This is a genomic window from Nocardia sp. NPDC052566 (assembly GCF_044547285.1).
In the GTDB taxonomy this organism is placed as follows: domain Bacteria; phylum Actinomycetota; class Actinomycetes; order Mycobacteriales; family Mycobacteriaceae; genus Nocardia.
Window position 1 is genome coordinate 603,653 of sequence record NZ_JBIUAF010000005.1, and the last position, 12,613, is coordinate 616,265.

The following is a 12,613-nucleotide window of genomic DNA, read 5'->3' on the forward strand; positions in this document are numbered from 1 at the left end:
TCAGGCCAGGTCGGCCAGCAGGGCGAGGATGGCGGCGGCCATGGCGGCGGGGTCGCCGTCGCCGGGCCGGAGCACCAGGTCGGGATGCTCCGGGGCCTCGTAGGGGGCGTCGATGCCGGTGAAGCCGCGGATCTCACCCGCTCTCGCCTTGGCGTACATGCCTTTCGGGTCGCGGGCTTCGCAGACCTCCAGTGGGGTGTCGACGAAGATCTCGAGGAAGGGCAGGCCCGCTTGTTCGTGGGCGGCGCGGGCGCGGGCGCGGTCCGCGGTGTAGGGGCTGATGAGCGAAACCACCGAGACCACACCGGCTTCGGCGAACAGCTTGGCGACTTCGCCGACGCGGCGGACGTTCTCGACCCGGTCCTCGGCGCTGAAGCCGAGGTCGGCGTTGAGGCCGTGGCGCAGGTTGTCGCCGTCGAGCAGGAATGCCGGGCGGCCGACGGCGATCAGCCTGCGTTCCAATTCGACCGCTACGGTGGACTTTCCGGAGCCGGAGAGACCGGTGAGCCAGACGGTGAGGCCGCGGGTGGCGCGCTCGTCGCGGCCGACGGCGGTGGAATGCCAGACCACCCGGGAGGCGGGCAGGCTCGGGCCGGTGATCATGCCCGCGGCGACGGTGTTGTTGGTGGTGTCGTCGACCAGGATGAAGCTGCCGGTCGCGCGGTTGCGGCGGTAGGGATCGAACAGCAGCGGCTGGCGGGTGCGCAGTTGGACGCGGCCGATCTCGTTGAGCGACAACGCTTCCGCGTTCTCATCGCGATGCAGGGTGTTCACGTCCAGTCGATAGTCGAGCGCGCGCACCTCGGCGGTCGCGGTGCGGGTGGTGTGCCGGAGGGTGTACGTGGCGCCGGGGGTGAGCGCGCCGTCCTCGGCGAACCAGCACACCATCGCGTCCAGATCGCGCCCGGTGTGCGGGCGGTTGGCCGGGCGGCATATCATGTCGCCGCGCGAGACGTCGATCTCGTCGGCCAGCTGGATGGTCACCGCCTGCGGCGGGAACGCCTCGGCCACCGGTGTGCCGCCCGGCCCCCAGATCGCGGTCACCGTGCTGGCGAATCCCGAAGGCAGCACGGTGATTTCGTCACCGGGCTTGAAGACGCCGCCCGCGACGGTGCCCGCGTAACCGCGAAAATCCTTGGCGTGCCTGCGGATCACGTACTGCACGGGGAAGCGCGCGTCGATCAGATTGCGGTCCGAGGCGATGTGCACCTCCTCCAGGTGGTGCAGCAGGGGAGTGCCCTCGTACCACGGCATGCTGGCGCCGCGGTGCACGAGATTCTCCCCGTGCAGCGCCGACATCGGCACGAAGGTCAGGTCGGCGACATCGAGTTTGCTGGCGAAACCGGCGAATTCCTCGCGGATCTCCTCGTATCGCTGCTGCGACCAGTCGACCAGATCCATCTTGTTCACGCACAGCACCAGGTGCGGAATACCGAGCAGGCTGGCCAGGAAGGCATGGCGGCGAGTCTGCTCCACCACGCCCTTGCGCGCGTCGACCAGGATCAGCGCCAGGTCCGCGGTCGACGCCCCGGTGACCATGTTGCGGGTGTACTGGATGTGGCCCGGTGTGTCGGCGATGATGAATTTGCGCCGCGGCGTGGCGAAATAGCGATGCGCCACGTCGATGGTGATGCCCTGTTCGCGCTCGGCGCGCAGGCCGTCGGTGAGCAGCGCGAGGTTGGGGTAGTCGTCGCCGCGGTCGCGGCTGGTGCGCTCCACCGCGGCGAGCTGATCGGTGAAGATCGTCTTGGAGTCGAACAGCAGCCTGCCGATGAGCGTGGATTTGCCGTCGTCGACGCTGCCGGCGGTGGCCAGGCGCAGCAGGGTTGTGCTCATCAGAAGTAGCCCTCTCGCTTGCGATCTTCCATGCCCGCCTCGGAGATCCGGTCGTCGGCGCGGGTGGCGCCGCGTTCGGTCACCCGGGCGGCGGCCACCTCGGTGACCACCTCGTCGGGGGTGGCCGCGGTGGATTCCACGCAGCCGGTGCAGGTCGCGTCGCCGACGGTGCGGAAGCGCACGGTGGCCTCGTACGGCTGCTCGCCGTCGAGGAGTTCCAGGAATCTGGTGTGCGCCAACAGCATTCCGTCGCGCTGTACGACGGGGCGCTGATGCGCGTAGTACAGCGGCGGCAGGTCGATGCCCTCCGCCGCGATGTAGCTCCAGATGTCGAGCTCGGTCCAGTTCGACAGCGGGAACACCCGAATATGTTCGCCCGCACGGTGTTTGCCGTTGTAGAGGTTCCACAGCTCGGGCCGCTGGCGGCGCGGCTCCCACTGCCCGTACTCGTCGCGGAAGCTGAACACCCGCTCCTTGGCGCGCGCCTTCTCCTCGTCGCGCCGGGCGCCGCCGAAGACCGCGTCGTAGCCGCCCTCCTTGATCGAGCGCAGCAGCGTCGCGGTCTGCAGCCGGTTGCGCGAGGTGCGCGGGCCGGTCTCCTCGGTCACCCGGCCGGCGTCGATGTCATCCTGCACCCGCCCGACGACCAGGCGCAGGCCGAGCCTGCGCACCGTCTCGTCGCGATAGGCGATGACCTCGTCGAAGTTGTGCCCGGTGTCGATATGCAGCACCGGGAACGGCAGCGGCGCGGGCCAGAAGGCCTTGGCCGCGAGGTGCAGCATCACCACCGAATCCTTGCCGCCGGAGAAAAGCAGCACCGGGCGTTCGAACGTCGCTGCGACTTCGCGGAAAATATGTGCCGACTCGGCCTCGAGCGTCTGGAGATGAGGCAGCTCGTAGGTGCTCGCCGTCGACTTCGCGTACTGGCTCACACCGCAAAACTAGAACACGTTTCGCTCAAAGGTCAATGGTTTGTGGACCGAAAGAATGTGGCTTGCGGCCACCGGATCTCAGTGTAACCGCGTCCGCGGCCGCGACGAGGGCAGTTGCGCGCCTTGATATTTCGGCGCCGGTGAGCGGCTTGCCGACATACATCGTGAGCACCATGTTCTGCCTGCCGTCGCCGCCGTAGGTGGGTGCGGCGAGCAGGCTGACCGGATGTTCCTTGCGCGGGCGCAGATCCGTGCCGAGATAGACGCGTTCGCCCAGGCTGGTGACCAATTCGGCAACGAGCTCGCGCAACTCGCCGGGCAGCTCACGCGCGGCGACACCGGCCAGCAGCGAGTACAGCTTGCGACCCGCCACGGTCAGGCTCTCGACCAGGTAGCCGCGCTCGCGGCACTCCGCGACGACCTGGCGCAGCCTGGCCTCGTCCTGTCGCAGCGGCACCGCGGGCGGGGTGGCCAGCCAGCTGTCGAAGGCGGCGTCGGTATCCCACAGCACGTACATCAGGCCGACCGGCGGCGCGAAATGGTAGGCCGCACCCACCTTGACCAGGCCGGGGCCGGTGCTTTCCAGCACCATGATCTGCTCGCCGACCACCGCCGACGCGGTGCAGGTGGTGCGGTACCGCGCGGTGAGCTCGTCGAGTTCGGCGCGGGCGAGCGCGGCGATGGCGAAGCTGTCCTGGGCCACTCGGCCTGCGGCGATGAGCGCGGGGCCGAGGCCGTAGGTGCGGGTGTGGGCGTCGCGGACCAGGTAACCGCCCGCGGTGAGCTCGGTGAGGATGCCGAGGCAGGTCGGCTTCGCCATCTCCAGTTCGCGGGCGAGTTCGGACAGGCCGAAGCGCTTGCCGCGCTGCTCGACGAGGTAATCGAGCAGGTGCACCACCCGTTCGGTTGGCGCGGATCGGCGGGCGACCATGGACAACTCCTAGAACACGTTCTAATCTGACCGATAACGAAATGTACCAGAGCGGTACATATTTGGAACAGCCATTCGTAGGGAGTATCTCTTGCTGACTGAGCCGTTCGCGGAAGCCATCGCCGCCGCCGAGCAGATCATCACCGGCGCACCGCATATCCGGACCGAGCAGGACCTGGTGGAGGGCTACGACTATCTGGCGGGCAGCATCCGCGCGGCCTTGCAGATGGCGTGGGCCTACGAGCGCGACTTCCCGTTCTTCGTCCAGTCCACCGGTCCGTACACGAAGATGGGCCTGGACAACCCGGACACCCTGTACTTCCATTCCTATCTGCGACCGGACGCCGAATACGTGGTGACGGGAAAGCGCGGCAGTACCAGGGATCTCAGCTTCCAGGTACTCAACGGCGACTACTCGCCGGTCGACGTGCCCGACAGCCTGACCGCGTTCGACGACCGCTCGGTGGATATCGCCGCGGACGGTTCCTACGAAATCCGTTTCGGCCCGGGCGAAGCCAGGCCCGGATATGTGCACCTCGCGCCGGATTCGGCGATGCTGGTCGTCCGCGAGGTCTACAGCGACTGGGCGACCGAGAAGCCGGGCACCATCCGGATCCAGCGGGTCGACCGGATCGGTGACGCGCCACCGCCGCTGACCGAGGATCTACTCACCAAGCGCTACGGCGTCGCGGGCAAGATGCTGATCTCGCGCCTCAATACCTTTCTCGCTTTCCCGAAGTGGTTCTATCTGAACCTGCCGGTGAACACGATGACCGAGCCGCGCTCGACGCCGGGCGGGCTCACCACGCAGTTCTCCTCGGCCGGGCACTACGAGCTCGCCGACGACCAGGCGATGATCATCACGGTGCCGAAATCCGATGCGCCGTATCAGGGTTTCCAACTCGGCAGCATGTGGTACCTGTCGCTGGACTACATCAACCACCAGACCAGCCTCACCGCCGATCAGGCGCACGTCGATCCCGACGGGATGATCCGCCTGGTGGTCAGCGAAACCGATCCCGGCCTGGCGAATTGGATCGAACGCACCGGACATGCCCGCGGCTACGTGCAGTTCCGCTGGCAGCGGCTGGCCAGGGAGATGAAGCCCGAGGACGGGCCGACGGTGGAGGTGGTGCCGGTCGGTGAACTGGCGCGGCGGCTTCCGTATCACGAACAGCAGCGCGTGACGCCCGAAGAATGGCGCGCGCGGATCGCGGCACGGCAGATCGCCGTCGCGGAAAGGATGCTCGGCTGATGTTGTTGCAGGACAAGGTAGTTGTCGTCTCCGGTGTCGGCCCGGGGCTCGGCCGCGCGATCGCGGTGCAGAGCGCCCGCGCCGGCGCCGACATCGTGCTCGCCTCGCGCACCGAATCGCGGCTGACCGAGGTGGCCAAGGAGATCACCGAACTCGGCAGGCGCGCGGTGGTGGTGCCCACCGATATCAACGACGAGGCGGCGGCCGGTGCGCTGGTGGAAGCGTCGCTGAGCGCGTTCGGCCGGGTGGACACCCTGGTGAACAACGCGTTCGCGATCCCGCCGATCGTGGACCTGGCCGATGTCGAACTGGATCAGGTGCGCGCCGGCTTCGAGACGAATGTGCTTGCCGCGCTGCGGTTGACGCGGCTGTTCATTCCGGCGCTCACCGAGACCAAGGGCTCGGTCGTGATGATCAATTCGGCGGTGCTGCGGCATTCGCGGCGCACCTTCGGGCCGTACAAGATGGCGAAGGCGAGCCTGCTCGCGCTGGCGCAGAGCCTGGCGACCGAGCTCGGCCCGACGGGTGTCCGGGTGAATTCCGTTGCGCCGGGCTATATCTGGGCCGACAACCTGAAGTGGTACTTCAACTATCTCGCCGAACAGCGCGGCATCACCGCCGAAGAGGTCTACGCGGAGACCGCGAGGACCATCGATCTGCGCAAGCTGCCCGAGCCCGACGAGATCGCCGACGCGGTGGTGTTCTTCGCCTCGTCGCTGGCGCGCGCCGTCACCGGCGCCTGTCTCGACGTCAACGGCGGCGAATACCACCACTAGCCCGAGTAGTGAAGAGGGAGAACATGATCGGCAGGGATGACGTCGGCACGATCGACGATCTGCACGCCTCGGCGACCAAGGTGGTCGGCTTGGACGACTTCGGGGACACCGGATATCGCGCCGGGCTGGAGGTGCTGCTCGACTCCTACGTCAAGGACGCCGAGCTGACGCCGTTCGGCAACAAGGTGAATCGCGCCTTCCTGCGCGGTGCGCTGATCGCCCGGCTGCTGAGTGAATCGGCGTGGCAGCGTTTTCCGGAGCATGCCGAGGTCGCGATCGACCGGCCGATCTTCGTCACCGGCCTGCCGCGTTCGGGGACGACGGCCGTACATCGGCTGCTGAATGCCGATCCGGCGCACCAGGGCCTGGAAATGTGGCTGACCGAGCTGCCGCAGCCACGCCCGCCACGCGAGACCTGGGCGGCGAATCCGGTGTATCAGCGGATCGAGGCCGCGTTCGAGAAACATCACGTGGAGCATCCGGAATTCATGGGCGTGCACCATATTTCGGCCGACCAGGTGGAGGAGTGCTGGCAGCTGCTTCGGCAGTCGGCGATGTCGGTGTCCTATGAATGCCTGGGGTATCTGCCCGGCTATTCGGAATGGCTGCGCGAACAGGACTGGACCGACGCCTACCGCAGGCATCGGCGCAACCTGCAGCTGATCGGCCTGCCGGACGCGAATCGCCGCTGGGTGCTGAAGAATCCGAGCCACCTGTTCGCACTCGACGCCATCTTCGAGGTGTATCCGGACGCGCTGGTCATCCAGATGCATCGCGATCCGCGCACCATCATCGCTTCGGTGTGCAGCCTCAACGAACAGGCTTCGGCCGGTTGGTCGGACAAGTTCCGCGGTCCGGTGGTCGGCGCGACGCAGCTGGACCTGTGGGCCCGCGGCGCCGATCGCTTCCTGGCGGATCGGCAGCGGCACAATGCCGCCCAGTTCTGCGACGTGTACTACGGCGATTTCGTCGCGGACCCGATCGGTACGGTCGAATCCATCTACCGTCGTTTCGAGCTGACCTTGACCGAGGGCGCGCGCACCGCGATGACCGCACTTCACGCGGAAAGTACGTCGGGCGCGGCCCGTCCCGCGCACAAGTACACCCTCGAGGAGTTCGGTCTCACCGCCGATCGGGTCGACGCGCGGTTCGCTGCCTATCGGGCGGCACACTTTCCCGGAAAGTGATCTCGGTCGGTCGTGTAACACACCGCCGTCCGCCGCCGATGTGGGTCCCAAGGGGGCGGGCCGTCAAAGGCCCAGGCGCCGAGAGGGATTCATGGATGTCGACCTATCACGCCGGTCGGCGCGGCGGCCGCGGCAGCGACGATGGTTCCGCTATGCCCGCGCGATAGCGGGCGCGCTGACGGCGCTGCTCCTGGTGATCGGCGCGCTGTACCTGCTCCCCGGCGTCCAGCAGGTCAGGCCGCTGCCGGTGTCGACACCGGTCACCTCGGTGCCCGGCACCGTCGCACCGTCGACCGGCCTGCGCATGTGACCTCAGGCCTGGCCCGGGTTGAGCACGATGAACAGGCCGTGCGCTTCGGCGCACAACCGGTCACCGTCGTGCAGTGTCGCGCGGACGAAAACCTTACGGCCCTCTTGCCGTTCGGCCCAGGCGTGCAACGTCAGTTCGGTGTTGAGCGGCGTGACGGAGCGATAGTCGACGGTGAGCGAGGCGGTGCGGGTCACCGCGCCCGCGTGCACGGCGGCGGCCATGCCGAGCAGATCGTCGAAGCCCGCGGCGATCTGGCCGCCGTGCGCGGCGGCATTGCCACCGAGATGAAAGGTGCGGAAGGTGAGGCGAGCGTCGACGCCGTCGCGATCGGCGCGGTCGACGAGGAACGGCGGCAGCGTGATGTTGCCGCGGGCGGGCAGGTCGATCCTGGTCCAGGTGGGTGCGGACCACTCGTCCACGACCGCGGCGTCGAGCTTGTCGTTGAGCTGCTTCAGCAGGTCGATGGTTTCGATGGCCAGCTCGTCGGTGGGGCAGGCCAGACGGGCGCGGTCCATCAGGCCGCGCACCTGCTCGATGAACTCGCCGTAGTGCGGGCCGCCGCGCGCGATATCGATATCGCGCGCGCTCCGGGCGTTGATCAGCTCCGTCATCGGCCGGAACGCGCCCTCGTGATGCTCCTCGCTCGGCAGTGGATCCGCGCCGGCGTGCTGTGTGCTCATAGAACCAGTTATAGGTTGCTCGCCGTACGCTCGGGCGGGCGGGGTGCCGGTGCCCGGCGAACGGCCCGGCAGCGCCTATAAGCTGACTCGCTATGGCGATCTCGGCGGTGGTGTTCGATATGGACGGTGTGCTCGTCGATTCCGAGCCGGTGTGGGAACAGGTGCGGCGCGCTTACGTCGCGGCGAAGGGCGGGCGCTGGCTCCCCGACACCCAGCACCGGCTGATGGGCATGAGCACCGGCGAGTGGGCCGCCTATCTCAGCGGTGACCTGCGGGTCGGCGAGTCACCCGAGCAGGTCGCGCGCGACGTGATCGCCAAGATGGCCGAGCACTACGACCGCGCCGTTCCGGTACTGCCCGGTGCGGTGGCCGCGGTGCAGCGGATGCACGAGCGCTGGCCGCTCGGCATCGCGAGCTCGTCGCCGCGCGCGCTCATCGATGTCGTACTCGAGCGCCTCGGCCTCACTGGCTATTTCTCGGTAACCCGATCGACCGAGGAGGGGCATCGCGGCAAACCGGCGCCCGACGTCTACCTTACGGTCGCGCAGTCCCTCCATCAGCGGCCGGATTACTGTGCCGCGGTGGAGGATTCGAGCAACGGCGTGCGCTCGGCGCATGCCGCGGGCATGCGGGTGATCGCGGCGCCGCGCCCCGAATATCCACTCGCGGCCGATGCCGCCGCGCTGCCCGCCGCCACCATCACCGGCCTCGACGAGCTCACCTACACCCACGTGGCCGGGGAGCAGTGATCAGCGCCGGTACGAGGTGAGCAGGGTGCGCGCGGTCGCGGTGAGATCGTCGGCGAGCCAGCCGGGCAGCTTCGGCGCGTGCGCGTGGCGGCGCAGCGCGGCGTAGGGCAGGTCGATCACGGCGCGGCTGATGGCGTCGAGTTCGCGCTCGCCGTCGGCACCGAGCAGCTCGGCCGCGATCCAGCGGATCCGCGCGACCAGCGGAGCGTTCATGGTGTCGAGGCGGGTGCGGAAGTCCGCGTCGGGGCCGCCGTCGAGCAGATCGCTCGGCCGCAGATTCAGCAGCAGCATTGCGTCGTCGGGTAGTTCGGTCGCGAATTCGATGCTGGCGCGTGCCATCGCGACGCCCGCTTCGACCGGATCGGTCTGCTCGCCCGCGGCGATGGCGCGTTCCTGGAAGCGCTCCAGGGCGCGCAGCCACGCGGCGGTGAGTACGCCGTTGCGGTTGCCGAACCGGTGATACAGCGTGCCCACCGGGGCGCCGCTCGCCTCGGCGATGGCCGCGACGCTCGCGGCGCGCGGACCGTCGGTGAGCACCAAAGTGCGTGCTGCGTCGAGGATCACGTCGGTGGAGTGCTTGCGGGGCGGGGCCATGTACTAGTACGTTCCTTCTATATGGAGCGTTTATCCTACATCGATGAGCATGCCAGATCGGTCGACGCGAATCGCGAGCGGGCCTGGAAAGCATTGCTGACAACCATGTGCAAGGACCCGGCCGATCCCTCGACGGTGCCCGCGGGTTTCGTCCTCGATTCCGCGGAAGCGCCCGCGCGTTTGGCGTTGCAGGGCAGGCACTGGTTCGCGAAGTACGCCTTGATCTTCGAACTCGACGAGGACGGCCCGAGCCGCACCACGGTGCGCGCGCGGAGCTGGGGTGATTTCCCCGGCCCGCACGGCAAGATCTACCGCGCGCTGGTCATCGGTTCCGGCGGCCACGTGCTCATGGTGCGCATGCTGCTCCGCCGGATCGCGGCCGCCGCATGATCCCCGGCATGAACTGGGGCGCGACCGAGGCCGAATGCGCGCGATCGCTGCCCTGTGACGGCCTGCGACCCCGTGCGGTGCAGGTGGATCGGGCGATCAGCATCGCCGCGCCGCGAGACCTCGTCTATGCCTGGCTCTGCCAATTGCGCAAGGCGCCCTACAGTTACGACCTGCTCGACAACCTCGGCCGCCGCAGCCCGCGGCACCGCGATCCGAAGCTGACCGAACTCGCACCGGGACAACGGTTCATGTTCGCGTTCGATCTGGTGTCGTTCGAACCGGGGGCGCACATCACGCTGGTCGACGGAAAGCTCGCCGTCACCTACGCGGTGTTTCCCGAAGGCGAAGGCACGCGCCTGGTCGTCCGGGTCCGCTGGGGTGGCGTGCCACGACCGCTGGTCCGCCTCTTGGCCCTCGGCGACCTGCTGATGATGCGTAAACAACTCTTGACGCTGAAGGAACTGGCCGAGGCCGAGGCGGCCACGGTGGCGCGGCCGTGACACGGCGCTGAACTGGGCGTAAACCGTTGCCACCCTCGGAAATAACGGGTCGCCGGGGATGCTGAGCGGTCGGTATGGTGGCCTGGCGACCATCGAGGACGAGGGGGAGAGACCGTGAATTTCCGTGTGCGCGAAGTCGATCTGGCCGCGTTGAACACGTTGACGAAGTACCCGTCCATCCAGACCTACCATGCGCTCGACCCGCGCAACGGGCGGCTGGTCGACGACCGGATCGAATTCGACGGGCCGGTGATCGGCACGGAGAAGGTGGACGGCACCAACGCCAGGATCATCTCGCTGCCCGGCGGCGGCTACATCCTCGGCAGCCGCGAGGAATTGCTGTATGCCAAGGGCGATCTCATCGGCAACCCGGCGCAGGGCATCGTCGCGGCGCTGCGCGGGCCTGCCGATGCGCTCGGCCCGATGCGCGAGGACGTGATCGAGGTCCGCTACCTCGAGGTGTACGGCGCCAAGATCACCGCAGGGGCCAAGGAGTACACCGGCACGCGCGCGGTCGGATTCCGGCTGTTCGACCACATTCGCGTACCCGACTACGCCGACCTGCTCGCGCGCCCGCGTGCCGTCATCGCCGAATGGCGCGAGTCCGGCGGGCAGCGCTTCCTGGCCGAGCCCGATCTGCTCAAAGCCGCGGCGGACGCCGGAATCGACGTCACGCCACGGCTTTTCACGCTCGAGGCGGCCGCGCTGCCGACGGGGATCGATGAGATGCGCGCCTTCCTGCGCGCGCACCTGCCGCGGACCCGCAGCGCACTCGACGCGGGCGCGGGCGGCAAACCGGAGGGGATCGTGCTGCGCACCGGTACCCGCTCGCGGATCGCCAAGGCCCGCTTCCAGGATTACGATCGCACGCTGCGCGGCCGCTAGTTCGCCACGATGCCCGCGGTGCGCGCGGCGACGAGCCACGAGGGGAATTCGGCGAGCAGATTCTCGTAGAGCACCTGGTCGGTGATGCTGCGCGGATGCGGGCCCGCGGCGAAGAACCCGGCGTTGTCGACGGCGCGCCGGTCCGGCACCGGCAGGTCGTCGAGCTTGTGCAGGAAGTCGAAGCCGTCGTCGCCGAATCCGATGAACTGCCAGAAGATCGGCAGCGTCGACGCGGCGCACAGCAGGCGTTCCGCGGCCGGTTTCGAGGTCGGCCCGCCGTCGGTCTGGAAGACGACCAGCGCGGGATCGGTTGCGCCGCTTGCCAAGTAGTGGTCGATCACGCGCTCCATGGCGAGGTGGTAGTTGGTGCGGCCGAGCCTGCCCATCCGCTCGTGCAGCGCGTTGATCCGGCCCTGGTAGTTGGCCAGCGCGAACTCGTGCATGCCGTCGATCTCGGTGCTGAAGAAGACCACCGGCACGGTGCCGTCGTCGTCGAGATTGACCGCGAGGCTCAGCACCTGTTCGGCGAGGCGCTGGACCGCGCCGCTGCGATAGTGCGTGCGCATGCTGCCGGAGCGATCTAGCACGAGGTACACGGCGGCCCGCTGCCCGGCGAGCGCCCGCTTCTCCAGGCTGACGCGCGCGGTCTTGACCATGTCGACCAGACCCGGCGCGGTGGCGCGGATCTTTTCCATGTCGATGGGGACAGAGGTGGGCCGCTTCGTGTAATCGATTGCCACGCAGGCCAATTTAGGTGGCGAGCGCACTCGCGGCAACCAAGGGTGGGTTAGTAGTCCAGGCGGGACGCGCGTGCGCGTGCGGTCCAGCGGCCCTGTGCGTGGTGCACGTCGACCGGATAGTCGAACGCGACAGTGACATTCGCGGTGGTGAGGGTGTCGCGGGCGGCGCCGGCGGCGACGGTGCGGCCGTCGGCGATGAGCAGTGCGTGGGTTGTCGTACTCGGTAGCTCCTCCAGGTGGTGGGTGACCAGAACCGAGGCGACCTCGGGATGGGTGCGGTCGAGCGCGTCGATGGTTTCCAGGAGTTGTTCGCGCGCCGCGAGATCCAGGCCGGTGGACGGTTCGTCGAACAGCAGCAGCCGCGGTTCGGCGATCAACGCGCGCGCGATCAGGGTGCGGCCGCGTTCGCCCTGGGACAGCGTCGGCCAGATCTCGTCCGCCTTACCCTTCAGGCCGACGGTGTCGATCATGGCGTCGGCGCGGCGGATGTCGTCCGCGGCCGGTGTCCAGCGCATCGGGGTGTCGATGGTCGCGGTGATGCCGGTGAGCACGACCTCGCGCACGGTCAGCGGATACCGCAGCGGGTGACGGGGATTCACGTGCCCGATGGAGCGGCGCAGCGGCGCCAGCTCCACCCGGCCCAGCTGCGCGCCGAGCACGCGCACCGTGCCGGACGTGGGAAAGGTTACGGCGCCGCAGAATCCGAGCAGGGTGCTCTTGCCCGCGCCGTTCGGCCCGAGCAGCGCCCAGTGCTCACCGGCGTGCACCGTGAGCGAGATGCCGTCGATGATCTGCTTGCCCTCGCGACGGAACGTCACGTCGGCCAACTCCAGTACCGGTGTCATGAA

At 68.3% G+C, this 12,613-nt stretch carries 15 protein-coding genes; 8 read left to right on the forward strand and 7 right to left on the reverse strand.

Annotated features, from left to right (window positions below):
- The 3 genes from cysC to ACIG5A_RS27600 are packed head-to-tail and all read right to left on the reverse strand — an operon-like array spanning nucleotide 1 to nucleotide 3,699.
- Entirely contained in the window at nucleotides 1-1,836 is a 1,836-nt protein-coding gene (gene cysC, locus ACIG5A_RS27590; protein WP_397245058.1) for an adenylyl-sulfate kinase, read from the reverse strand.
- Entirely contained in the window at nucleotides 1,836-2,768 is a 933-nt protein-coding gene (gene cysD / locus ACIG5A_RS27595) for a sulfate adenylyltransferase subunit CysD (protein WP_397245060.1), read from the reverse strand. Before cysD ends, cysC begins: the two co-directional genes overlap by 1 nt.
- 25 nt (nucleotides 2,769-2,793) lie before the next feature.
- Nucleotides 2,794-3,699: a helix-turn-helix domain-containing protein gene (locus tag ACIG5A_RS27600; RefSeq protein ID WP_397245062.1), complete on the reverse strand. Its 906-nt coding sequence runs from the start codon at nucleotides 3,697-3,699 to the stop codon at nucleotides 2,794-2,796.
- 91 nt (nucleotides 3,700-3,790) lie between these two features.
- Between ACIG5A_RS27600 and ACIG5A_RS27605 the strand changes: the two genes are divergently transcribed.
- The 4 genes from ACIG5A_RS27605 to ACIG5A_RS27620 all read left to right on the forward strand — a co-directional run bounded on the left by ACIG5A_RS27605 (nucleotide 3,791) and on the right by ACIG5A_RS27620 (nucleotide 7,227).
- A complete protein-coding gene (locus tag ACIG5A_RS27605; RefSeq protein WP_397245064.1) occupies nucleotides 3,791-4,954 on the forward strand; it encodes a hypothetical protein in 1,164 nt (387 codons plus the stop codon).
- Entirely contained in the window at nucleotides 4,954-5,730 is a 777-nt protein-coding gene (locus ACIG5A_RS27610) for an SDR family oxidoreductase (protein WP_397245066.1), read from the forward strand. The genes ACIG5A_RS27605 and ACIG5A_RS27610 overlap by 1 nt, the downstream gene beginning before the upstream one ends.
- Before the next feature lie 23 nt (nucleotides 5,731-5,753).
- Nucleotides 5,754-6,917 carry a sulfotransferase family protein gene (locus tag ACIG5A_RS27615; RefSeq protein ID WP_397245068.1) on the forward strand — a complete coding sequence of 388 codons (1,164 nt, stop codon included), beginning with the start codon at nucleotides 5,754-5,756 and terminating at the stop codon, nucleotides 6,915-6,917.
- Between the two features lie 91 nt (nucleotides 6,918-7,008).
- Nucleotides 7,009-7,227, forward strand: coding sequence for a hypothetical protein (locus ACIG5A_RS27620; protein WP_397245070.1), 219 nt, complete (start codon nucleotides 7,009-7,011; stop codon nucleotides 7,225-7,227).
- Nucleotides 7,228-7,229: 2 nt separating this feature from the next.
- On the opposite strand, the gene ACIG5A_RS27625 is transcribed toward ACIG5A_RS27620, so the two are convergent.
- On the reverse strand, nucleotides 7,230-7,907 hold the full coding sequence (locus tag ACIG5A_RS27625) for a PaaI family thioesterase (protein WP_397245072.1): 678 nt from the start codon (nucleotides 7,905-7,907) through the stop codon (nucleotides 7,230-7,232).
- 92 nt (nucleotides 7,908-7,999) lie between these two features.
- Here ACIG5A_RS27625 and ACIG5A_RS27630 point away from each other — a divergent pair, with 92 nt between their 5' ends.
- Complete coding sequence (locus tag ACIG5A_RS27630; protein WP_397245074.1) at nucleotides 8,000-8,656, forward strand: HAD family hydrolase; 657 nt, start codon at nucleotides 8,000-8,002, stop codon at nucleotides 8,654-8,656.
- Here the strand turns inward: ACIG5A_RS27630 and ACIG5A_RS27635 are convergent, their stop codons facing one another.
- Nucleotides 8,657-9,250 (reverse strand): TetR/AcrR family transcriptional regulator, encoded by a 594-nt coding sequence (locus ACIG5A_RS27635; protein WP_397245076.1) that lies wholly within the window; start codon nucleotides 9,248-9,250, stop codon nucleotides 8,657-8,659.
- A gap of 21 nt (nucleotides 9,251-9,271) precedes the next feature.
- Here ACIG5A_RS27635 and ACIG5A_RS27640 point away from each other — a divergent pair, with 21 nt between their 5' ends.
- The 3 genes from ACIG5A_RS27640 (at nucleotide 9,272) to ACIG5A_RS27650 (ending at nucleotide 11,025) form a co-directional block, all read left to right on the forward strand.
- Nucleotides 9,272-9,640 (forward strand): hypothetical protein, encoded by a 369-nt coding sequence (locus ACIG5A_RS27640; RefSeq protein ID WP_397245078.1) that lies wholly within the window; start codon nucleotides 9,272-9,274, stop codon nucleotides 9,638-9,640.
- A gap of 8 nt (nucleotides 9,641-9,648) precedes the next feature.
- Entirely contained in the window at nucleotides 9,649-10,140 is a 492-nt protein-coding gene (locus ACIG5A_RS27645; RefSeq protein WP_397245080.1) for a hypothetical protein, read from the forward strand.
- 114 nt (nucleotides 10,141-10,254) lie between these two features.
- Nucleotides 10,255-11,025, forward strand: a complete 771-nt coding sequence (locus tag ACIG5A_RS27650; RefSeq protein ID WP_397245082.1) for an RNA ligase family protein — start codon at nucleotides 10,255-10,257, stop codon at nucleotides 11,023-11,025.
- Here the strand turns inward: ACIG5A_RS27650 and ACIG5A_RS27655 are convergent.
- Both ACIG5A_RS27655 and ACIG5A_RS27660 read right to left on the reverse strand, forming a co-directional pair.
- The gene (locus ACIG5A_RS27655; protein ID WP_397245084.1) at nucleotides 11,022-11,765 is read right to left on the reverse strand and encodes a vWA domain-containing protein; all 744 of its coding nucleotides are present in this window, start codon (nucleotides 11,763-11,765) and stop codon (nucleotides 11,022-11,024) included. The genes ACIG5A_RS27650 and ACIG5A_RS27655 overlap by 4 nt on opposite strands.
- Nucleotides 11,766-11,812: 47 nt before the next feature.
- On the reverse strand, nucleotides 11,813-12,610 hold the full coding sequence (locus ACIG5A_RS27660; RefSeq protein ID WP_397245086.1) for an ABC transporter ATP-binding protein: 798 nt from the start codon (nucleotides 12,608-12,610) through the stop codon (nucleotides 11,813-11,815).
- Nucleotides 12,611-12,613: the final 3 nt, after the last annotated feature.